22 protein-coding genes are annotated in these 20,240 nt (G+C 68.1%); 15 read left to right on the plus strand and 7 right to left on the minus strand.

All coding sequences use genetic code 11. The features are described from left to right. Window positions 1-31: 31 nt before the first annotated feature. The gene (locus tag AB4Z47_RS02070) at window positions 32-658 is read right to left on the minus strand and encodes a hypothetical protein (RefSeq protein ID WP_441947437.1); all 627 of its coding nucleotides are present in this window, start codon (window positions 656-658) and stop codon (window positions 32-34) included. A 127-nt stretch (window positions 659-785) separates the two neighbouring features. Here AB4Z47_RS02070 and AB4Z47_RS02075 point away from each other — a divergent pair, with 127 nt between their 5' ends. From AB4Z47_RS02075 to AB4Z47_RS02085, 3 genes are all read left to right on the plus strand, one after another. Next, the gene (locus tag AB4Z47_RS02075) at window positions 786-1,607 is read left to right on the plus strand and encodes an acyl-CoA thioesterase (RefSeq protein ID WP_441947438.1); all 822 of its coding nucleotides are present in this window, start codon (window positions 786-788) and stop codon (window positions 1,605-1,607) included. A gap of 96 nt (window positions 1,608-1,703) precedes the next feature. Continuing rightward, window positions 1,704-2,351: a pyridoxal 5'-phosphate synthase glutaminase subunit PdxT gene (gene pdxT, locus AB4Z47_RS02080; RefSeq protein ID WP_441947439.1), complete on the plus strand. Its 648-nt coding sequence runs from the start codon at window positions 1,704-1,706 to the stop codon at window positions 2,349-2,351. Window positions 2,352-2,462: 111 nt separating this feature from the next. Continuing rightward, a complete protein-coding gene (locus AB4Z47_RS02085; RefSeq protein WP_441947440.1) occupies window positions 2,463-3,215 on the plus strand; it encodes a YebC/PmpR family DNA-binding transcriptional regulator in 753 nt (250 codons plus the stop codon). Here AB4Z47_RS02085 and AB4Z47_RS02090 read toward each other — a convergent pair. The 3 genes from AB4Z47_RS02090 to AB4Z47_RS02100 form a co-directional block, all read right to left on the minus strand. Beyond that, on the minus strand, window positions 3,212-3,409 hold the full coding sequence (locus AB4Z47_RS02090) for a hypothetical protein (protein ID WP_441947441.1): 198 nt from the start codon (window positions 3,407-3,409) through the stop codon (window positions 3,212-3,214). The two genes, AB4Z47_RS02085 and AB4Z47_RS02090, sit on opposite strands and share 4 nt — an antisense overlap. Window positions 3,410-3,584: 175 nt before the next feature. After that, window positions 3,585-3,791, minus strand: a complete 207-nt coding sequence (locus AB4Z47_RS02095; protein ID WP_327119245.1) for a DUF5988 family protein — start codon at window positions 3,789-3,791, stop codon at window positions 3,585-3,587. A 41-nt stretch (window positions 3,792-3,832) separates the two neighbouring features. Beyond that, entirely contained in the window at window positions 3,833-4,795 is a 963-nt protein-coding gene (locus AB4Z47_RS02100) for an NADP-dependent oxidoreductase (protein WP_441947442.1), read from the minus strand. 70 nt (window positions 4,796-4,865) lie between these two features. Between AB4Z47_RS02100 and AB4Z47_RS02105 the strand changes: the two genes are divergently transcribed. Next, window positions 4,866-5,861 carry a GlxA family transcriptional regulator gene (locus AB4Z47_RS02105; protein WP_441947443.1) on the plus strand — a complete coding sequence of 332 codons (996 nt, stop codon included), beginning with the start codon at window positions 4,866-4,868 and terminating at the stop codon, window positions 5,859-5,861. 44 nt (window positions 5,862-5,905) lie between these two features. On the opposite strand, the gene AB4Z47_RS02110 is transcribed toward AB4Z47_RS02105, so the two are convergent. Then, window positions 5,906-7,339, minus strand: a complete 1,434-nt coding sequence (locus tag AB4Z47_RS02110) for an alpha/beta hydrolase-fold protein (RefSeq protein WP_441947444.1) — start codon at window positions 7,337-7,339, stop codon at window positions 5,906-5,908. Window positions 7,340-7,550: 211 nt separating this feature from the next. Between AB4Z47_RS02110 and AB4Z47_RS02115 the strand changes: the two genes are divergently transcribed. From AB4Z47_RS02115 to ruvB, 5 genes are all read left to right on the plus strand, one after another. Continuing rightward, window positions 7,551-8,066: an O-acetyl-ADP-ribose deacetylase gene (locus tag AB4Z47_RS02115; RefSeq protein ID WP_441947445.1), complete on the plus strand. Its 516-nt coding sequence runs from the start codon at window positions 7,551-7,553 to the stop codon at window positions 8,064-8,066. Window positions 8,067-8,410: 344 nt separating this feature from the next. Continuing rightward, entirely contained in the window at window positions 8,411-8,728 is a 318-nt protein-coding gene (locus AB4Z47_RS02120; RefSeq protein WP_441947446.1) for a thioesterase family protein, read from the plus strand. 113 nt (window positions 8,729-8,841) lie between these two features. Continuing rightward, on the plus strand, window positions 8,842-9,411 hold the full coding sequence (gene ruvC / locus AB4Z47_RS02125; protein ID WP_441947537.1) for a crossover junction endodeoxyribonuclease RuvC: 570 nt from the start codon (window positions 8,842-8,844) through the stop codon (window positions 9,409-9,411). Further along, window positions 9,408-10,013, plus strand: coding sequence for a Holliday junction branch migration protein RuvA (gene ruvA, locus AB4Z47_RS02130; protein WP_441947447.1), 606 nt, complete (start codon window positions 9,408-9,410; stop codon window positions 10,011-10,013). Before ruvC ends, ruvA begins: the two co-directional genes overlap by 4 nt. Window positions 10,014-10,019: 6 nt before the next feature. Beyond that, window positions 10,020-11,102, plus strand: a complete 1,083-nt coding sequence (gene ruvB / locus AB4Z47_RS02135; protein ID WP_441947448.1) for a Holliday junction branch migration DNA helicase RuvB — start codon at window positions 10,020-10,022, stop codon at window positions 11,100-11,102. 78 nt (window positions 11,103-11,180) lie between these two features. Here ruvB and AB4Z47_RS02140 read toward each other — a convergent pair whose 3' ends face one another. Next, window positions 11,181-11,753 (minus strand): DivIVA domain-containing protein, encoded by a 573-nt coding sequence (locus AB4Z47_RS02140; RefSeq protein ID WP_441947449.1) that lies wholly within the window; start codon window positions 11,751-11,753, stop codon window positions 11,181-11,183. Between the two features lie 136 nt (window positions 11,754-11,889). Then, window positions 11,890-12,492 carry a TetR/AcrR family transcriptional regulator gene (locus tag AB4Z47_RS02145; protein ID WP_441947538.1) on the minus strand — a complete coding sequence of 201 codons (603 nt, stop codon included), beginning with the start codon at window positions 12,490-12,492 and terminating at the stop codon, window positions 11,890-11,892. A 119-nt stretch (window positions 12,493-12,611) separates the two neighbouring features. On the opposite strand from AB4Z47_RS02145, the gene AB4Z47_RS02150 reads away from it, so the two are divergent. The 6 genes from AB4Z47_RS02150 to AB4Z47_RS02175 all read left to right on the plus strand — a co-directional run bounded on the left by AB4Z47_RS02150 (window position 12,612) and on the right by AB4Z47_RS02175 (window position 20,035). Continuing rightward, window positions 12,612-14,102, plus strand: coding sequence for a flavin-containing monooxygenase (locus tag AB4Z47_RS02150; RefSeq protein ID WP_441947450.1), 1,491 nt, complete (start codon window positions 12,612-12,614; stop codon window positions 14,100-14,102). Window positions 14,103-14,286: 184 nt separating this feature from the next. Next, window positions 14,287-14,664 (plus strand): preprotein translocase subunit YajC, encoded by a 378-nt coding sequence (yajC, locus tag AB4Z47_RS02155; RefSeq protein ID WP_441947451.1) that lies wholly within the window; start codon window positions 14,287-14,289, stop codon window positions 14,662-14,664. 117 nt (window positions 14,665-14,781) lie between these two features. Beyond that, window positions 14,782-16,440, plus strand: coding sequence for a protein translocase subunit SecD (secD, locus tag AB4Z47_RS02160; protein ID WP_441947452.1), 1,659 nt, complete (start codon window positions 14,782-14,784; stop codon window positions 16,438-16,440). A 7-nt stretch (window positions 16,441-16,447) separates the two neighbouring features. Then, window positions 16,448-17,683, plus strand: a complete 1,236-nt coding sequence (gene secF, locus AB4Z47_RS02165) for a protein translocase subunit SecF (RefSeq protein ID WP_441947453.1) — start codon at window positions 16,448-16,450, stop codon at window positions 17,681-17,683. 19 nt (window positions 17,684-17,702) lie between these two features. Continuing rightward, window positions 17,703-19,424: an ABC transporter substrate-binding protein gene (locus tag AB4Z47_RS02170; RefSeq protein ID WP_441947454.1), complete on the plus strand. Its 1,722-nt coding sequence runs from the start codon at window positions 17,703-17,705 to the stop codon at window positions 19,422-19,424. A 38-nt stretch (window positions 19,425-19,462) separates the two neighbouring features. Next, window positions 19,463-20,035: an adenine phosphoribosyltransferase gene (locus tag AB4Z47_RS02175; protein WP_441947455.1), complete on the plus strand. Its 573-nt coding sequence runs from the start codon at window positions 19,463-19,465 to the stop codon at window positions 20,033-20,035. Window positions 20,036-20,240: the final 205 nt, after the last annotated feature.

The raw sequence follows: 20,240 nt of genomic DNA on the forward strand, positions 1-20,240 counted from the left end.
TGCCCGCGCCGGCAGAGGTGGGCGGGGAGTCCTATCCCACACTGTCCTCATCTACCCGGATCGCAGGGCGGTCGGAATGATCCCATCGAACGAAAAAGGTTGGTGTGTAAGGGTTCTCGCGGTCGTATCGCAGCAGTGCGGGGATTGTCCATTCCGCTTCCGGTGGGGTTCTGCGCCGGAGCGCGGCCTCGGACATGTCCAGTCGGACGGTCAGGTCTGCGTCGAGGTGGCGGCCGGCGAGCATCGGGCCCGCGATGACGATCGTGGTCGCGGGTGGCGCCGTGCGGATCGTCGCGCGCGCCGAGCGGTCGGAGGCCTCGTCCCAGAGAGCCGGAAGCCATCGGTCGTGGTCGCGCAGAGCATCGACCACCTCGCGGCGCAGCGCCGCGAAGTCGAACCACGCTGTGCGATAGGACATCTCGTCGGTACGACCGAACTCCATGCGCAGTGCGGCGGGCCGTACGTAGTCGTGCACCGAGACCACGGCGGCGGATCGGCCGGTGTCGCGCAGGGCCGCGGCGACCAGGTCGGCGAGCGCGACGGGCTCTGCGGCGTCCGCGCCGTCGACGGCGATCACCGTGTGGGTGTGTGTGGTCAGAACGTGGCGGATCACCCGGTCGACGAGTCCGTGGCGGGTGATCGGCAGAAAACGCGGCACCGCTCCATCTCAGCAAACATGGGTCGTCGCCGACATTACGGTCGCCGTACAGCCGGCACAGGCCAGTTGCCGGGGCCACCGACAGCCGAGAGGCGGCGCGGCGGGCCGTCGGGATAATCTTCAGCGCATGGCGACAATCGAAGAGGCGCTGGAGATAGAGCGGCTCGAGCGGGACATCTTCCGTGGCGCGTCCACCAAGACCCAGCTCGCACGCACATTCGGCGGACAGGTTGCCGGCCAGGCACTGGTGTCGGCGGTCCGGACGGTGGAGCCCCGGTTCCAGGTGCATTCACTGCACGGGTACTTCCTGCGGCCGGGCAACCCGCAGGAGCCAACGGTCTATCAGGTCGAGCGGATCCGCGACGGCCGCTCGTTCTGCACCCGGCGAGTGACCGGTATCCAGGACGGTGCCGCGATCTTCACGATGTCGGCCTCGTTCCACATCGGCGATCAGGGTCCCGAGCATCAGGACGTGATGCCCACGGTGCAGGCACCCGAAGAGTTGCCCGACGCCAGCACCTCGATGAGTCCCGAGCTTCTGTGGGCGATGCGCGAGTGGGAGCACTGGGACATCCGTATGGTGCCGCAGGAGAACGTGTCTCGCCGCGACGGCGTGGTCTCCCCGCAGCAGGTGTGGTTCCGCTATCGGCACCCGCTGCCCGACGACCCGCTGTTCCACGTCTGCACCCTCGCGTACATGAGCGATATGACGCTGCTCGGCTCCTCGAAGGTCATCCACCCGCACGAGCCGACCCAGACCGCGTCGCTCGACCACGCCATGTGGTTCCTTCGCCCATTCCGTGCCGACAACTGGCTGCTCTACGATCAGGCCTCCCCCTCGGCGGGTTTCGGCCGTGCCTTGACCGGCGGCAAGATCTTCACCCGCGAGGGACGGCTGGTCGCCGCCGTGGTCCAGGAAGGCCTCATTCGGACACTGCGGGAGAGCTGACCCGCGTCCGCCGATTTCGCACCAGAGCGGTGACCGAACCCAGGCTGCGGCGACCGTGAGCGGGCCCACATCGGTGCGGCTCGTAAGCTTTCCGGCGTGAACGCTTCCTCGGTCACCGCACCCGCCGCCGCCGGACAGACGCAGTCCCGTCCCACCATCGGTGTACTCGCGCTGCAGGGCGACGTTCGTGAGCACGTCGCGGCGCTCGCGCACTGCGGTGCCGAACCGGTGCTGGTCCGTCGCGAATCCGAACTCGCCGCGGTGGACGCGCTGGTGCTGCCCGGCGGCGAGTCGACCGCGATCAGCAAGCTTCTGGAGGCATTCGAACTGCTGGAGCCGCTGCGCGAGCGGTTGCGCGACGGGATGCCCGCCTTCGGGTCGTGTGCGGGCATGATTCTGCTCGCCTCCCAGGTGCTCGACACCCGTCCGGACGCCAACCACCTGTCCGGGATAGATATGACTGTGCGGCGCAACGCATTCGGCCGCCAGGTCGATTCGTTCGAGACCGATTTGCCGTTCGTGGGACTGGAGGACGGCCCGGTGCGGGCGGTGTTCATCCGGGCGCCGTGGGTCGAGCGCGCGGGCGAGGGCGTCGACGTGCTGGCTACCGTGCCGGACGGCCCGGCCGCCGGTCGGATCGTGGCGGTACGGCAAGGCAACGTCCTCGCGACGTCGTTCCATCCCGAGGTGACCGGCGATCTGCGGGTGCACCGGATGTTCGTTCAGCTGGTCCGGGCGGCTTAGCCCGGGCTGGGCCGTCGTGGGCGCCCGAGTAGGCTGGGGGAGTTGTCCGCCCGGCTGTGCCGGTACCGTACACACGACCAGAAGTGCCATCGACCTGAAGGAAGTAGGGGAATGAGCGGCCACTCCAAATGGGCCACCACCAAGCACAAGAAGGCTGCGATCGACGCGAAGCGCGGCAAGCTGTTCGCGAAGTTGATCAAGAACATCGAGGTGGCGGCCCGCACCGGTGGTGGCGACCCGGATGGCAATCCGACGCTGTACGACGCCATCCAGAAGGCGAAGAAGGCGTCGGTCCCCAACGACAACATCGAGCGCGCCCGCAAGCGCGGCGGCGGCGAAGAGGCGGGCGGCGCCGACTGGCAGACGATCATGTACGAGGGTTACGGCCCCAACGGCGTCGCTGTGCTGATCGAGTGTCTCACCGACAATCGCAACCGTGCCGCGGGGGAAGTGCGTGTCGCCATGACGCGCAACGGCGGCAACATGGCAGATCCAGGCTCGGTGTCCTACCTGTTCCACCGCAAGGGCGTCGTCACGCTGGAGAAGAACGGCCTTTCCGAGGACGACGTGCTGATGGCGGTGCTCGACGCGGGCGCAGAGGAGGTCAACGACCTCGATGAGTCCTTCGAAATCATCAGCGAGCCCGGTGATTTGATCGCGGTGCGTACCGCCCTGCAGAGTGCGGGCATCGACTACGACTCCGCCGAGTCCGGCTTTCAGCCGTCGGTGTCCGTAGCGGTCGACGCCGATGGCGCCCGCAAGGTCATCAAGCTGGTCGACGCGCTCGAAGACAGTGACGACGTACAGAACGTCTACACCAACGTCGATATCCCGGACGAGGTTCTCGCCCAGCTGGACGACTAGTCGGCCGGCTGCTCGTAATACTGGTGCATTGCGGGGTAGTACTCGCCGAAATCGGGGTGGTCCGTGCCGGAACGGGCCGCACCGAGCATGTCCAGGTAGCACCCCAAGTCTGGGCCGACGTGGGCGATCTCGGCGTCGGTGGGCAGGTGGCGGCTGAACCCCAGTTTTGTGGTGCCCGCGGACTCGGCCGGCACCAGAATCCAGCCGCCATGAGCCCGCGTCGTCGATCGATCGCGCCGGCCGCCACCTCGTCCACGCCAAAAGCGTAACCACCTGGTTACGCTTTTGTTCGTGGCGATCGTGTGACAGCTCGGGCAGATTTTCGCGACCGGCCGAGTGCTTACCGCCGGTGCGGACGGGAAAGGTGCGTCACTCCGCGATCTTGGTGCGATCGCACCACTCGTAGACCGGCAGCCGCCCTTCGGGCGTGTCCTGCTCGCGCTGGGTGACCTTGAAGTGTTCGTATCCGCCCCGGAACGGGACTTTCAGCTCGATCCCCGGCGGCGTGATCGGGACGATGCGTGCGGGCAAGTCTTGCGGCCCGCCCTCGAGGACAGCCTTCACAACATTGCTCATCCTCGGATGGTAGAAGCGCCACTGCCTGGATTGTGGGAGATTCAGGGCACGGTGAGTACTAATTTGCCCACGGTGCGGCTGGTGTCGCCCAAAGCATGCGCTTTCGCCGCCTCGGAGTAGGGAAAAGTTCCGGCGATCGTCGGGCGCAGGGCGCCGGAGTCGACGAGCTCGGCGAGTGCGCGCATCCCCGCGTGATCGTCTTCGACGAGCATCCGGACCGCGCGCACGCCGAGCGCGTCCGCCTCGGCCGTGAGATCGACAGTGCCGAAGGCGCGTAGCGTCACCAGCAGCCCGCCCGGACGCAGGGTGCGCAGCGAGCGGATGCTGTTCTCGTCGTCGACCGAGTCCAGCACCACGTCAACATCCCGGACGACCTCGGCGATATCGGTGCTGCGGTAGTCGATCACCTCGTCGGCGCCGATCCCGTGCAGGAAATCGTGATTGGGCGCGCTTGCCGTGCCGATAACGTACGCACCGCGCGCCTTGGCGATCTGTACGGCGAAGTGGCCGACGCCACCGGCCGCCGCGTGGATCAACACCCGCTGCCGGGCGCTGAGCTCGGCGGTGTCGACCAGTGCCTGCCACGCGGTGAGCCCGGCCAGCGGAATCGCGGCGGCCTGCACGTGGTCCAGGCCGGCCGGTTTGTGGGCGAAGGCGCGGGCCGGGCCGACAGTGTACTCGGCGAAGGCGCCGTGGCCATCCGGGTAGGGAAGCATGCCGAAGACCTCGTCGCCCGGGCGGAACAGGGTGACGCCGATGCCGGTGGCCGCTACCTCGCCCGACACGTCCCAGCCGAGCACGAACGGCGGCTCGGGCAGAAACAACCCCGCGACGGCGCGGTGCCGCCAGTCGGTCGGGTTGAGTCCGGCCGCGCGCACCCGGACCAGGATCTCGCCAGGGCCCGGAATCGGTTGCGGGAGTTGTACTTCGGTGAGCACCTCGGGGCCGCCGAGGATATTCTGACTGATAGCGCGCATGGTCGCGGTGGTGTCGGTCTCGATCATGAATGCCAGCCTGCCGCTCCGGAACCGTAGAAGAAATGGCGCGATTGCCATTATTCGATAGGATCGCGCCATGACCGTGGCAGACACAGCCACACCGCATCGAGTGGTGGTGCTGGCCCTGGACGGGGTGTATCCGTTCGAACTCGGCATCCCGAACCGGGTGTTCGGCAGCGCCGCTGGCAGATACGAAATCCGCACCTGCTCGATCGACGGCCGCCCGGTGCGCACCTCCGCCGATTACGACATCGCCGTCGCGCACGACAGCGGCGCACTGGAGACCGCCGACACGGTCGCCCTGCCCGCATGCGACATCTCCATGACCCTGGGTGGCGAGCTGCCGCAGCCGGTGCTCGATGCGTTCGCTCGCATCCGGCCGGGTGCCAGGATCGTCGCGATCTGCACCGGAGCCTTCATCGCCGCGGCCGCCGGACTGCTCGACGGCCGTCCGGCGACGACCCATTGGAACCAGGCCGAGGTGTTCCGCCGCGCATTCCCCCGCGTGCGCCTCGATCCCAGGGTGCTCTACGTCGACGACGGTGACATCCTCACTTCAGCGGGCGCGGCGGCGGGGATCGACCTGTGCCTGCACCTGGTGCGTCGCGATCACGGCAGCGCCGTCGCGAACGCGGTCGCGCGCCGCTGCGTCGCCCCGCCATGGCGCGACGGCGGTCAAGCGCAATACATCGAGCAGCCCGTCCCGCGCGAGACGTCGGCCGGGACCGCCGCCGCCCGGCAGTGGGCGCTGGAGAACCTGGCGCACCCGGTCACCGTCGACGAGCTGGCCGCCCGGGCGCGGATGAGCAAGCGCACCTTCGCCCGCCGCTTCCGCAACGAGGTCGGGACGAGCCCCGGTCGCTGGCTCATCCAGCAGCGTGTCTTCCGCGCCAGGCACCTGCTGGAATCCACCGACCTGACGGTCGACCGCATCGCCGGGGAGGTCGGTTTCGCCACCGGCACCTCGCTGCGCCAGCACCTGTACGAGTCGATCGGTGTCTCCCCGCAGGCCTATCGGCGCACGTTCCGTGCCGAGGCCACCGTCGCGGTGAGCTGGAGGGTTCCGGCCTGACCGGTGATCGACCGTGCGGACATCGGGCGTGGTGGCGGCGGGTGTCAGGTCGTGGCGGGGACGGGGAGGCCGACGCGGGCGACGATCCACGGCAGCGCCGAGGTGAACGCGGCCGAGGCGAATTGCCAGGTGTGGCCGCCCTGGCTGGTGTGGATGGTGCAGTCGATGCCGACCGCTTGTCCCGTGGCGCAGAGTTTCTCGGCGGCTCCGACCTCGCCGGTATCGGGAACTCCGTCGTGACCGCCCATGCCGACGGTGTCGTCGTCGGCGACGGGCCCGTGGTTGCCTCCTCGGGAGCGCTGCGGTGGGGTGAGGTCGTCGAACAGGCCCGCGATGCCGGTATAGGGACCGTGGGCGGCCATGACGGTGAGCGGGTCGAAGACCGCCCACCGGGCGGCGTCACCGCCGAAGAGGCGGGAGACGGTCTGGTCCTTGGTGCCGGAGGATGGGCCGAGGTCGCCCGCGATGTCGACGAACGTGTGGACCAGTTCGGGGTGCATGACCGCCAGGTCGACCGCGCACGTGCCGCCCATCGACCAGCCGACCACGGCCCACTGCGCAGGATCGGCGGAGGCGCCGAACCGGGATTCGATGTAGCTGGGCACGTCCTTGGTCAGGTGATCGGCGGCGTCGCCGCGCGGACCGTTGACGCACTCGGTGTCGTTGTTGAAGCTTCCGCTGGAGTCGACGAAGACGAGGATCGGGGCGCGCCCGCCGTTCGCCGCGGTGAACCTGTCCACAGCGGGCATGATCTGGCCGCTGCGGATCCAATCGGCCGGGGTGTTGAACTCGCCGCCGATCATCATCACCACGGGCAGCGCGGGCGGGGTCGGTCCGGCGAACCAGGCGGGCGGGAGGTACACGTACTCGGTGCGGTGCGGAAAGTTGCTGCCGGAGTCGGGAATTCGCACCGGCACGATCCTGCCGTCGGTGACGGTGGTGTTCCGTAGGTCGGGCAGCGCCGACATGTCGGTCTGGTTCGGCAGCGGGCCCGCGGTCAGCGCGCCCCACGCGGTTTGCACAGTGGGGTAGTAGCCGACCCACTGGTTGAGCACAATCCCGGTGCTCAGCAGCGCAAGTGGAATGGCGAGGATCGCGACCCCCCGCCGCCACCAGTGCGCGCCGCGCCAGCCGAGGATCGCGACCCCCGACGCCGCGGCCGTGGCGCCGACGCAGGCCCACAACAAGGCGGGCGCAGGATCGGATGCCAGCCCCTCGTTCGTCACATACCATCTGGCGGCCAGTGCCCCCACGACGCCGACCAGCACGCAGACCGGCAGCTGGATCAGCCACCACTTCCTGGAGCGCCGGGCGACGGCGAGCACGAGGAACAGCACGGCGAGCACCTCGACGATCAGCGGTAACCAGCCGTGCAACAGCGAGATCCCGTGATGAAAGGCGTTCTGATAGTTCGTGTTCTGATTCGTCGGCGAAAGCTGAGGTGGGGCAGGAGTCGGAGGAGCGGCGAGTACGGGCACCTACGGCATTGTCGAGACACTTCCTCGAGACCACCTGTGAATCGGCTCCAGCGAACCTGGGTGGAGGCTGTCCTCGCACTACTGCCCGCACGTTCTTCGCTTGCCCGTCGCGGGTGCGAGGAACAAGTACGGGTGCGACGAGCGGGCAGATGGCGGCGATGACGCATCCGACTTGTCGTGTCGGGGGCCGCGGTCGAGGCAGAATGCGGACATGACCGGACTTGTGCTCGTGCGCGGGGATATCACCGAACAGGAGGTCGACGCGGTGGTGAACGCGGCGAACTCGTCGCTACTCGGAGGTGGGGGAGTCGACGGCGCGATCCATCGGCGCGGCGGACCCGACATCCTCGCGGAATGTCGCCGACTGCGCGCGTCGCAGTACGGCAGGGGACTGCCGACCGGAGCAGCGGTCGCGACCACGGCGGGCCGTTTGCCCGCCCGCTGGGTGATCCACACGGTCGGTCCGGTGTGGTCGGCTGTTGAGGACCGCTCCGCTCTACTGGCCTCCTGCTATCGGGAATCTCTGCGCGTGGCGGACGAATTGGACGCGCGGACGGTCGCGTTTCCCGCGATCTCCACCGGTATCTTCGGCTGGCCGATGGACGACGGGGCACGGATCGCCGTCGACACGGTGTGCGCGGCCGACACGGCGGTGTCGGAGGTCCGCTTCGTCCTGTTCGACGAGTCCGCCTACGCCGCGTTCGCGCGGCAGGTCTCCGACAGCTGACCCGCGGTTCGCCTCGTCAGCGCAGGTTATCGGCGCGTCGGGCTTATCGGCGAGCGGCGGCGATCAGGGGGCTGTGCTGGCGGAGTGGGGTTCAGGCGGTGTTCGGCTGCGGCGAACCACGAGGCGTCGACGGTTTCGGTGTGGCGCGGGACGGGTCACGCCCCGTAGTCGGGCCCGTCGTGATCCGACCCCTCGGTGGACTCCGGAATCTGTCGGTGCCGGGTGGCATAGTCGGCCCGTGTCGTTCAGTACCCGTATCGAAGTCCGGGTTTCCGATCTGGATCCGCAGTTGCATGTCACCGGCGCGGCCTACCACCAATTCGCCGACCACTCGCGATTCGCGTGTGTCCAGGCGGCGGGCGTTTGGCGTCGACGAGCTGATCGCGTCCGGATTGGGGCCGGTGAACCTGGAGACGGTGATCAGTTTCCAGCGCGAACTACGTGGCGGCGACGCGGTAGAGGTGTCGTGCACATGGCGCTGGGGCGAGGGCAAGACCTACCGGGTCGAGCACGTCCTCACTCGTGCCGACGGCGTGGTCGCCGCGACCGTGACCAACGTCAGCGGTCTGCTCGACCTCGCATCGCGGCGACTGGTCGCCGACCCGGCCCGCGAGTGGGCCGCCAGGGCGAGTCGTCCCGAGTTGCTCGGGCTGTCGGCCTGAAGGCGGGGAGCCATCACGCACGGCTCCGGCCGGGGCCGTGTCGCAGAAGCGCGAAAGACGAAGCCTCCGCTAAACTCTCGAACAGTTGTTCGTGTCCTGTGAGAGGGGTTTTCGTGCGGGTGATGGGCGTCGACCCCGGGCTCACCCGGTGCGGCCTCAGCATCGTCGAGGGCGGGCTGGGGCGGAAGGTCACCGCCCTGGACGTAGACGTGATCCGTACCCCCGCGGACCTGGACCTGGCCAAGCGCCTGCTCCAAGTCGCCGACGCCGCCGAGTACTGGATGGACACCCACAAACCAGGGGCCGTCGCGATCGAACGGGTCTTCGCCCAGCACAACGTCCGTACCGCCATGGGTACCGCGCAGGCGGGCGGGGTGGTCGCGCTCGCCGCGGCGCGCCGGGGTATCCCGGTGGCGTTCCACACCCCCAGTGAGGTGAAGGCGGCGGTTACCGGCAATGGCACCGCGGACAAGAAGCAGGTGACAGCCATGGTCACCCGCATCCTCGGCCTGCAGGCGGCGCCGAAGCCCGCCGACGCGGCGGATGCGCTCGCGCTGGCCATCTGCCATTGTTGGCGGGCGCCGCTGCTGGAGCGGATGGCCGCGGCCGAGGCCAAGGCGGCCGCGGCGCAGCGGCGGTACAGGGAACGGCTTGCCGAACAGCGGAAGGCGGTGCACGGGTGATCGCGTCGGTACGCGGCGAGGTGCTGGAGATCGCACTCGACCATGCGGTGATCGAGGCGGCCGGCGTCGGTTACCGGCTCAACGCCACGCCGGCCACCCTCGGCGGACTCACCCGCGGTGCGGAGACCCGGCTCTACACCGCGATGATCGTCCGCGAGGACTCGATGACGCTCTACGGCTTCGCCGACACCGAGGCTCGCGAGCTGTTCGGTCTGCTACAGACCGTCTCCGGCGTCGGCCCCCGCCTCGCGATGGCGGTGCTGGCCGTGCTGGAACCCGAAGCACTGCGCAAGGCGCTCGCCGAGAGCAACGTGGCCGCACTGACCAGGGTGCCCGGCATCGGCAAGCGCGGCGCCGAGCGCATGGTGGTCGAACTGCGCGACAAAGTGAATCTCGTCCCAGTGCAGTCCGGTCCGCCCGGATCCGCACCCGCACCGGTGGTCACGCCCGTGCGCGACCAGGTTGTCGAGGCGCTCATCGGCCTCGGCTTCGCCGCCAAACAGGCCGAACAGGCGGTCGACGCGGTGCTGGCCGACCGGCCCGCCGCCGATACCTCCTCCGCCCTGCGGTCAGCGCTCGGCCTGCTCGGCAAGAACCGGTAAGGCGCTATGGAGTATGAAGAGGAACCTGCCGAATCGCAGGTCAGCGCAAGCTATCTGAAGTCCGATGGCGAGATCGAGGCGAGCCTGCGCCCGAAATCGATGGACGACTTCATCGGCCAGCCCCGAGTCCGCGAACAGCTCGCGCTGGTGCTGCGCGGCGCCAAACAGCGTGGCAGCACGCCGGATCACGTCCTGCTGTCCGGTCCGCCCGGCCTCGGCAAGACCAGCATGGCGATGATCATCGCCGCCGAACTCGGCACCGCGCTGCGAATCACGTCGGGACCCGCGCTGGAACGGTCGGGCGACCTCGCCGCCATGCTCAGCAACCTGGTCGAGGGCGACGTGCTGTTCATCGATGAGATCCACCGCATCGCCCGCCCCGCCGAAGAGATGCTCTATCTGGCGATGGAGGATTTCCGGGTGGACGTGGTCGTCGGCAAAGGTCCCGGCGCCACCTCCATCCCGTTGGACATCGCGCCGTTCACCCTGGTCGGGGCCACCACCAGATCCGGAGCGCTGACCGGTCCGCTGCGTGACCGCTTCGGGTTCACCGGCCATATGGACTTCTACGAGGCCGATGAGCTGCTGCGGATCCTGCAGCGTTCGGCGCGCATCCTCGGTGTCGGCATGGACGAGGACGCGGCGGCCGAGATCGCGGGTCGTTCGCGCGGCACGCCCCGGATCGCCAACCGCCTGCTGCGCCGGGTCCGCGACTACGCGGAGGTTCGTGCCGACGGCCTGATCACCCGGCCTATTGCGCACGCCGCGCTCGAGGTCTACGACGTCGACGTCCTCGGCCTGGACCGGCTCGACCGCGCGGTTCTCGGCGCGTTGGTCCGCAGTTTCGGCGGCGGGCCGGTCGGCGTGTCCACCCTCGCCGTCGCGGTCGGGGAGGAGGCCGCCACCGTCGAGGAGGTGTGCGAACCCTTCCTGGTCCGCGCGGGCCTGGTCGCCCGCACCCCCCGCGGCCGCGTGGCCACCGCTGCAGCCTGGGAACACCTGGGTCTGATTCCACCGTCCGACCTGGTCTTCGGTTCTATCGAAGTCCGCGGCCGCGAGCCCCACCCCACCCTGGACCTCTTCGACTGACCGGTCTTCGTACCACCGCGTGGCTCCTCGCACGGTGCGTGGCATGCGGGCGGAACCGCGACCCGATGCGAGGACGCGTCAGCTGTGGCGCGGGGGGCGGCGGGTGCGTCGTAGCGCGGTGATGACGAGGTCGAGGAAGGCGTCGACCTCGTCTCGTTGGTAGCCGCGGGTGCCGAGCCGGGCGTCGGTGAAGTGGATGGAGCGGACGTCGGCGACGGTCAGGCTTCCCGGTCCGCCGTGCGCCAGGGTCGCGGCGACCAGGTCGAGGAACGCCGTGACCTCTTCCTCGTGGTATCCGCGCCGCCCGACCGGGGCCAGGGTGAACCGCATCCGGCGGACGTCCTCGGGGGTGAGCAACGGGTGACCGTCGCCGTTCGCGGCGGGTACCGGACGGTCGCCGCGCTGGCGGAACTCGAGTTCGACCCGTACCTGGTCGAGGTATTCGTCGACCTGGTCGGCGCGGTAGCCGCGCTCTCCGGTTCCGGGTGCGTCGAAGGTGACGTGCCGCAGGTCGTCGGCGGTGAGGGCGCCCCGCCCGGCCAGTGTCGCGGCGACGAGATCGAGGAAGGCGTCCACCTCGTCCGCGTGGTAGCCGCGATGCCTGAGCGGTGGGCTCGCGAAACTGATCCGGCTCACATCCTCGGGTGTCACGGCGACATTCTGTCAGGCTCGGTGGGCCGATCCGCCACTTTTCGAATTCCGTGGCCTTTTGCGACAAGCGCCGTGTCCGTGGCAGACATGTCCTTCGCCCTGGCGGCCACAGCGGTGTCAGGGCTTGCTGGTCTGCTCAGTCCTTGCGGACTCCGTCGACGAGCAAGCGGCGGATCGCCTGGTTCAGCCCGGCGATCGCCGACTCGTCCGGGTCGCGCATCGAGTGGACGATCCCCGCGATCAGCATGCCCGTTACTGCCCGCGCGGTGTTCGCGGTGTCCAGGTCTGCACGCAGATAGCCGAGTTCGACGCCGTGGTCGAGATATCCCGCGGTCAGCGCGTCGGCGGTGTCGAGCAGCCCGTAGAGCCGCTGGGTGAGCTCGTCGTCGATGCCGGTGGCATGGAACAGCAGCAGCTGCGCCACCCGGCGGTCGGCGGTCAGGATTCCGGTGAGGGCGACACCGATGCGGTCGATCTGGGCACGGTATTCATCCAAGGTGGTCGCGGCGTCGGGGGCATTTTCGGTGCCGAGGGCATCGATGATGCGTGCGGCCAGGTCGTCTATGACATGGTCGATGATGTCGCGCTTGTTGCTGAAGTAGCGATAGAAGGTCCCGTGCCCGATGCCGAGACGACCTGCGATGTCGGCGATACCGGTGGCGTGATAGCCGTTTTCCGCGAAACAGGCGAAGGCCGTATCGATGATCTCCTGGCGCAGTTCGGCCTTGCGTCGCTGCATGGCATTTCCGGCGGGCGGGGTCGCTCGTGGGGATGGCTTCGTCACCCCCGCGATGATACGGTCGTCGCAAACGGAATGATGTGTCATTCCGTGAGATTGTTTCAATCAGGAGGTTCGGCGTGGCGCCTCAGTACGACGCGGTCGTGGTCGGTGCGGGATTCGGTGGCATGGGGGCTGGTATCGAGCTCGATCGGCTCGGCTTGAACAACTACGTCATCCTCGAGCGGGAGGACGACCTCGGCGGCACTTGGCACGTCAACCATTACCCGGGTCTGGCGGTGGACATCGCCTCGGTTACCTACTCGTATTCGTTCGAGCCGAACCCGCGCTGGTCGCGGTTGTTCGCGCCCGGCGCGGAGCTGAAGAAGTACGCCGAACACGTCGCCGACAAGTACGACCTGCGCCGCCGCATGCGGTTCGGCACCGTCGTGGACGGCGCCCGCTGGGACGAGGAGCACGAGCAGTGGGTGGTCTCCGTCGCGGGAGGTGACACCCTCACCGGCCGGTACCTGCTCACCGCGACGGGCTTCCTCTCCCAGCCCTATACCCCGCCGTTTCCCGGCATCGACTCGTTCACCGGCAAGATCATCCACACCACTGCGTGGGAGGACGACATCGACCTCACCGGCCGTAAGGCCGCGATTATCGGCACCGGCGCCACCGCCGTGCAGCTGGTGCCCGAGGTCGCGAAGAAGGTGCAGGCACTCACCGTCTTCCAGCGCACTCCGATCTGGGTGGTCCCGAAGATCGATACCGCCATTCCCGCTACGGTGCGGGCGCTGTTCGAGCGCGTCCCCGCTACGCAGAAGATCGCACGGCTGGTCAACACCAGCCTGCTCGAGGCCCTGATGGTGGTCGGCGTGCTGCATTTCGAGCAGGCCAAGCTGATGAACAAGGGCGCGGGCGTGCTGGCCAAGGCGCACCTACGGGCGTCGGTGCGGGACAAGGAGACTCGTAAGCAGCTCACGCCGCACTACGACTTCGGCTGCAAGCGGCCCACCTTCTCCAATCACTACTTCCCGACGTTCAACCAGCCGCACGTGCGGCTGGAGACGAACTCGATCGACCACATCGAGGCCGACGGTATCGTCACCGTCGACGGGCGCAGGACCGAGATCGACACGCTGATCCTGGCCACCGGCTTCAATCTGTGGGACGTGAACTTCCCGGCTATCGAGATCATCGGCCGCGACGGAGTGAACCTCGGAAAGTTCTGGCGGGACAATCGCTTCCAGGCCTACGAGGGCATCACGGTGCCGAAGTTCCCGAACTTCCTGAGCCTCAACAGTCCGTACTCCTACAGCGGGCTGTCCTACTTCACCACCATCGAAGCGCAGATGAAGCACATGGGCAGACTGTTCGGTGAGTTGCGCCGCCGCGGCGAGACCACCTTCGAGGTGACCGAGCGGGCCAACGCCGAGTTCTTGGACCGCGTGACCGCGAAGCTCGGCTCCTCGGTCTTCTACGGAGGTGACTGCACCACTGCGCGCAGCTACTACTTCAACCCGCACGGCGAGGCGGCCCTGCTACGTCCGACCAGCACCCTCAACGCCCACCGCGAAGCGGTCGGCTTCCCGCTCGACGACTACGTCTACGGCACGACCGCCTGAGCCGCACCGAGGAACCCGCACATACCGTCCTGCCGACCGGAGCACGTTCCGGCGGCGGGTTCGCTGTGTGACGGGGCGTTGTAGCTGCCCAGCGGGTGTGCGGGTGTGGCGCCTGCGTAACGAACTGGCAGACTGTGTGGGTACTTGTCCATCCCACCCACAACACTAGGGACTGACTTCGACGATGGAACTTCTGTTTCCGCTGCTACTGGTAGCCCTGCTCGTGCCGATGTTCCTCGGTGTCCGCCGTCAGAAGCGGGAGGCCGAGAAGGTCTCGACCATGCAGGACAGCCTGAAGATCGGCGACCAGGTCATCACCACGTCGGGGCTGTACGGAACCGTGGTCGAACTCGACGACACCACGGTCGACCTCGAGATCGCCGAGGACGTGGTCACCACGTGGCTGCGCCAGGCCATCCGCGAGGTGCGCGTCGACGACGAGGTGAGCACCGACGACGAGGTGAGCACCGAGGAGACCGGCACCGACGCCACCGGCTCGGACGCGACCGACACCATCGAGGAATCCGCCGAGCAGACCGAGACCCGGCTGACCAAGGACTGATTCTTTCGGTGTGCTTGCGCGCCGGATGTCGCCGCGGCCACCCGTCCGCGCACCCGGCGGCGCTGGTGCATGCCCGCCTGTTCCATCCTCGACTTTCCGCCTAGGAGATGACGTACTGTGCCACCTTCCCAGGGATCGGCGCACCCGCTCCGGCTGCTCGGCGTCTACGCCGCGCTGCTGGCCGTGGTCTATGCGCTGGTGTTCTTCACCGGTGACAAGTCCCCGACACCAAAGCTCGGCATCGACCTACAGGGTGGTACCCGGGTCACGTTGCAGGCGCGCACGCCGGACGGCAGCAAGCCGAGCCAGGACAGCCTGAAGAAGGCGCAGGAGATCATCGAGAACCGGGTCAACGGGCTCGGTGTCTCCGGCTCCGAGGTCGTCATCGACGGCAGCAACATCGTGATCACCGTGCCCGGCGACGACGGGCAGCAGGCGCGCGCGCTGGCGACCACCGCCAAGCTCTACATCCGCCCCGTGCTGCAGGCCGTGCCCGCGGCGGGCCGCGGCGCGACACCGCAGCCCACGCCGGGCACACAGCCCGCGCCGAGTACCGAGCCGGGTGCACCGGTGGCTCCGCAGGCGGACCAGGCGCCCGCTGCCCAGCAGCGCGTGTTCCCCGCGCAGGCACCGACTCCAGCGCCCGATCCCAACCTCACTCCCACCGAGGAGGCCACCAAGGAGATTCAGGCGGCCAAGGCAGTTCGGCAGAGCACCGACCCGTCGGTGCAGCAGGCCGCGCTGGCCGCGCTGGACTGCGCCAAGGCCGATCCGCTCGCGGGCAACGACGACCCGTCCCTTCCGCTGGTGACCTGCTCGACCGATGGCACCGAGGTGCTTTTGCTCGACAAGAGCCGCATCGACGGCCAAGAGATCAAGGACGCAAGCTCGGGACTGAATCAGCAGCAGGCCAGGCATGAGGTCTACTTGGAGTTCAAGTCCGGCGGCAGCGACGCGTGGGCCGCGCTCACCGGCGAGTACGTCTACAAGCGGGTCGCGTTCGTGCTCGACTCCAGGGTGGTCAGCGCGCCGGTCGTACAGCAGGGCCCGCAGCAAGGTGGCCGCACCCAGATCTCGGGCAACTTCACCGCGACCACGGCGAAGGAGCTGGCGAACACGTTGAAGTACGGTTCGCTGCCGCTGTCGTTCCAGACCTCCGAGGCAGAGACGGTCTCCGCGACGCTGGGCCTGTCCTCGCTGAAAGCGGGCCTGCTGGCGGGCGCGATCGGCCTGGTCGTCGTGCTGCTCTACTGCCTGTTCTACTACCGAATGCTCGGGTTCGTCACCGGATTGTCGCTGGTGGCCTCCGGATTCGCGGTCTACGGCATCATGGTGCTGCTCGGCCGCTGGATCGGCTTCACCCTCGACCTCGCAGGTATCGCCGGTCTGATCATCGGCATCGGCATGACCGCGGACTCGTTCGTGGTGTTCTTCGAGCGCATCAAGGACGAGATGCGCGAGGGCCGCAGCTTCCGTTCCGCCGCGCCCCGCGGCTGGCAGCGCGCCCGGCGCACCATCCTGTCGGGCAACGCGGTCAGTTTCATCGCCGCGGCGGTGCTCTACATCCTCGCGGTCGGCCAGGTGAAGGGCTTCGCGTTCACCCTCGGCCTCACCACCATCCTCGACGTAGTAGTGGTATTCCTGGTGACTTCGCCGCTGGTGCTGCTCGCCTCGCGGACCGCGTTCTGGTCCAAACCGTCGGTGAACGGTCTGGGGGCGATCCAGCAGATCGCCCGCGAGCGGAAGGCGGCCGAGGCCGCCCTCGGGAAGGCGTGAGGACGCGATGAGCAACAGCCACACCACCTCGTCACTGAGCAAGCCGAACGCGACCGAGATCACCGACGTGTTCGTGGCGGTCACCGACCCGGAACCGCCCAGGCACGGCTTCCTGAACCGGCTCTACACCGGCACCGGCGCTATCGATGTGATCGGCAAGCGGCGGATGTGGTACCTGATCACGGCCACCATCGTGCTGATCTCCTTGGGCAGCATCATCTTCCGCGGATTCAACTTCGGCATCGACTTCGAGGGCGGTTCCCGGATCCAGTTCCCGGCTGGAACAGCGACCACCGGTCAGGTCGAAGACGTCTACCGCGGGACCATCGGCACCGACCCGGTGTCGGTGCAGACCGTCGGCACCGGCGGCTCCGCCACCATGCTGATCCGATCGGAGGCCCTGAACCAGAACCAGGTGGAGGCGCTGAACACCGCGCTGTTCGCCAAGTTCCAGCCGAAGGACAAGGCCGGCAACCCGAGCCGGGCCGCGATCAGTACCTCGGACGTCAGTGAGACGTGGGGGAGCCAGATCACCCGCAAAGCGCTCATCGCGCTCGCGGTGTTCCTCGTACTCGTCGCGGTCTACATCGCGGTCCGATTCGAGCCGCACATGGCCGTCGCGGCGCTCGCGGCGCTGGCCTTCGACGTCACCGTCACCGCAGGCGTGTACTCGATCGTCGGATTCGAGGTCAGCCCGGCGACGGTGATCGGCATTCTGACGATCCTCGGCTTCTCGCTCTACGACTCGGTCGTGGTGTTCGACAAGGTCGAGGAGAACACCCACGGCATCCTGCACTTGACCCGACGTACCTACGGCGAGCAGGCCAACCTCGCGGTGAATCAGACGCTCATGCGCTCGATCAACACCGCGTTGATCGGTATTCTGCCGATCGTCGGCCTGATGGTGATCGCGGTCTGGATGCTCGGTGTCGGCACCCTCAAGGACCTGGCGCTGGTGCAGCTGGTCGGTCTGCTGGTCGGGACGTACTCCTCGATCTTCTTCGCGACGCCACTGCTGGTGTCGATCAAGGAGCGCTGGGGACCGGTGGCGGCGCACACCAAGAAGGTCCTGGCCAAGCGGTCCGGCGCTGCCGGTGCCCGCGCCGGCATCGCGGCCGAGCGCAGGGCGACCATGGCATCGGGTCGGGACTTCGACGAGGCGCCGCGCAGGCAGCGCCCGGCTGGGCAGGCACCGAGGCCCGGCGCGCGACCGAGCGGGAAACGGCACAAGAGGCGGCACTGACCACAGGGCAGGGGGTTCCATGCGACACCCACGCAGGGCGGTACGACTGATCGGAGCGCTTGTTGCGGGCACCTTGGCCGCCGGGCTGGTGGTCGGCTGCTCCAGCAAGAACCAGGTGCCGTCTATCGGCTACGCGACCGACGCCACCATCGCCACCTACAACGGTGGCAGCACGCTCGGGGCGAGTTCCGGGTCCGACGCGGTGTTCGCGCGGGTGCTGACCGGCTTCTTCTACACCGGGCCGGACGGCCAGCAGGTGGCCGATACCGACCTGGGCACCGCGAAAGAGGTGCCCGGCGAGGCACAGACCATCCAGTACCGCCTCAACCCCGACGGCGTGTACTCCGACGGCGTGCCCACCTCGTGCGACGACTTGGTGCTGGCCTGGGCCGCTCGCAGCGGACGATTCACCAAATCCGGTGACCGCGGACCGGTTCCGCTGTTCGACGCCGCGAGCACCGCCGGCTATACCGACATCGAGCGGGTCGACTGCCAGCCTGGCTCGCGGGATGCCACCGTGGTGTTCCGGCCCGATCGGCATTACCTGGCGTGGCGCGATCTGTTCACGGCAGGCGAGCTGATGCCCGCGCATGTCGCGGCGCAGGTGGCGAACGTGCCCAATGTGGTGTCCGCTTTGCAGTCCGGTGATCCGAACGCCGTCGGCAGGCTCGCCGAGTTCTGGAATACCGGCTGGGCCATTCCGGCCGGCGGCGATTTGGATCTGTCCCGGTTCCCGTCGTCGGGGCCCTACCGGATCGAATCCTTCAGCCGGGAGGACGGATTGGTGTTGGTCGCCAACGAGCGCTGGTGGGGCAACAAGCCCTCGACCGGTCGGATAGTGGTGTGGCCCAAGACTGTCGACGTGAAGCAGAAGATCGGCGACAGCGCCGTTGGAGTGGTCGACGTCGGCGCGGGTTCGGTGAAAGACCTGAATCTGAATGGTTTTTCGGTGCAGACCGTGCCTAGCCGCGGCGCCGAGCAGCTGGTGCTGGCGAACGGGGGGGTGTTCGGCTCGCGCGACGCGCGCCGCGCGTTCGCGTTATGCCTGCCGCGGCAGGCTTTGTTCGACAAACTCGGCAAGGTGGCGGACGCGCCGAAGGCCGGGCTCGGCTCCGGCCCGCTGAACGCGCATATCGTGCAGCAGGATTCACTGTTCTATCCTGCGGTCATCGGTGCGGCAGACAAGTTCTCCGGTGGTGATGTGCCCGGCGCGACCAAGGCGGTCGCCACCTCCGGTGCGCCGAACCCGACCGTTCGCATCGGCTACCTGCGTCCGGACGATCGCCGCGCGCAGACCGTCTCGATGATCGCCGATGCCTGCAAACCGGCAGGTATCACCGTGGTGGACGCCGGATCGCCCGATTTCACCCCCGCTCAGCTCACCGAGGGCAAGGTCGACGCGGTCCTGGGCGGCACCGCATCGGCGTTCGGTCCGGCGGGATCGATCGTCGGTGTGGCCGCGACCAGCGCGTTGCGCACCGGTAGCGGGCTCAATGTCGGGCGGTTCGGCAACGGCCGCTACGATGCCATCACCGATCAGCTTGCGGCCGATGACAACTCGACCACACAGCTGAATTTGCTCACCGAGGCCGAGAATCTACTGTGGGCGGAGCTGCCGAGCATCCCTTTGTTCGCCACCCCGCGCACCATCGCCTTCGGTAGGGGGCTGCGGAATGGGATCGCAGGCCCTACTCAGGCGGGGTCCGGCTGGAACATGGACCGGTGGGTGCTCGAGCGGTGAACAGAAGGTGTGGGTGATGTGATCATGGAGAGGTGTCGATGAGCAAGCACGCGGCGATCGAGTCCGAAGACATAACCGCCGAACGGTCGACCAAGGCCGCGGAGTTGGTCGACCGCCTGACCCGCTGGCACGATGATTTCCCCACACCCGGAGTCCGTTTCGCGGATCTCACACCTGTGCTCGCCGACCCCGAGGGCTTCCGGGCGGTCATCGACTGCCTGGCCGCGTGCGCGCCCGATGCCGACGTGGTGGCGGGCGTCGACGCTCGCGGCTTCCTGCTCGGAGCGGGCGTCGCCGCGACCCTCGGCACCGGCGTCCTCGCAGTCCGCAAAGCGGGCAAGCTTCCGCCACCGGTGATCAGCCGGGAATACAGCCTCGAGTACGGGACCGCCGCCTTGGAGATCCCCGCGGACGGCATCGATCTGCAGGGCCGCCGCGTTCTGCTACTGGACGACGTTCTCGCCACCGGAGGCACCCTCGCCGCCGCTGCCGAACTCTTCAAGCAGGCGGGCGCCGAGGTCGCCGCCGCCGCGGTGGTGCTGGAGCTCACCTTCCTCGACGGGCGGGCGCGGCAGGGAGACTACCCGCTGACCTCGATCGTGCAGATCTGAGCGGGTTTCCCGAGCGTTCTGCACAGGACGCCGAGAGCGACTTTTGTGCGGTTCTGTGTCGGTCGTGAGTCGAAGCCACGCGGCACGCGGTGGAGCAGATGGCGCGGCGGTGGTGGCAGGACGGTGCGGACATCCACTTCGGTGTGATCCGAAAATCACTGGCGCAGATGCCGTCGCTATGCGTAGCCTGAACGAGTCTTATCCC

Origin of the sequence: Nocardia sp. 2TAF39, from assembly GCF_052114905.1 — a bacterium.
Taxonomy (GTDB): Bacteria; Actinomycetota; Actinomycetes; order Mycobacteriales; family Mycobacteriaceae; genus Nocardia.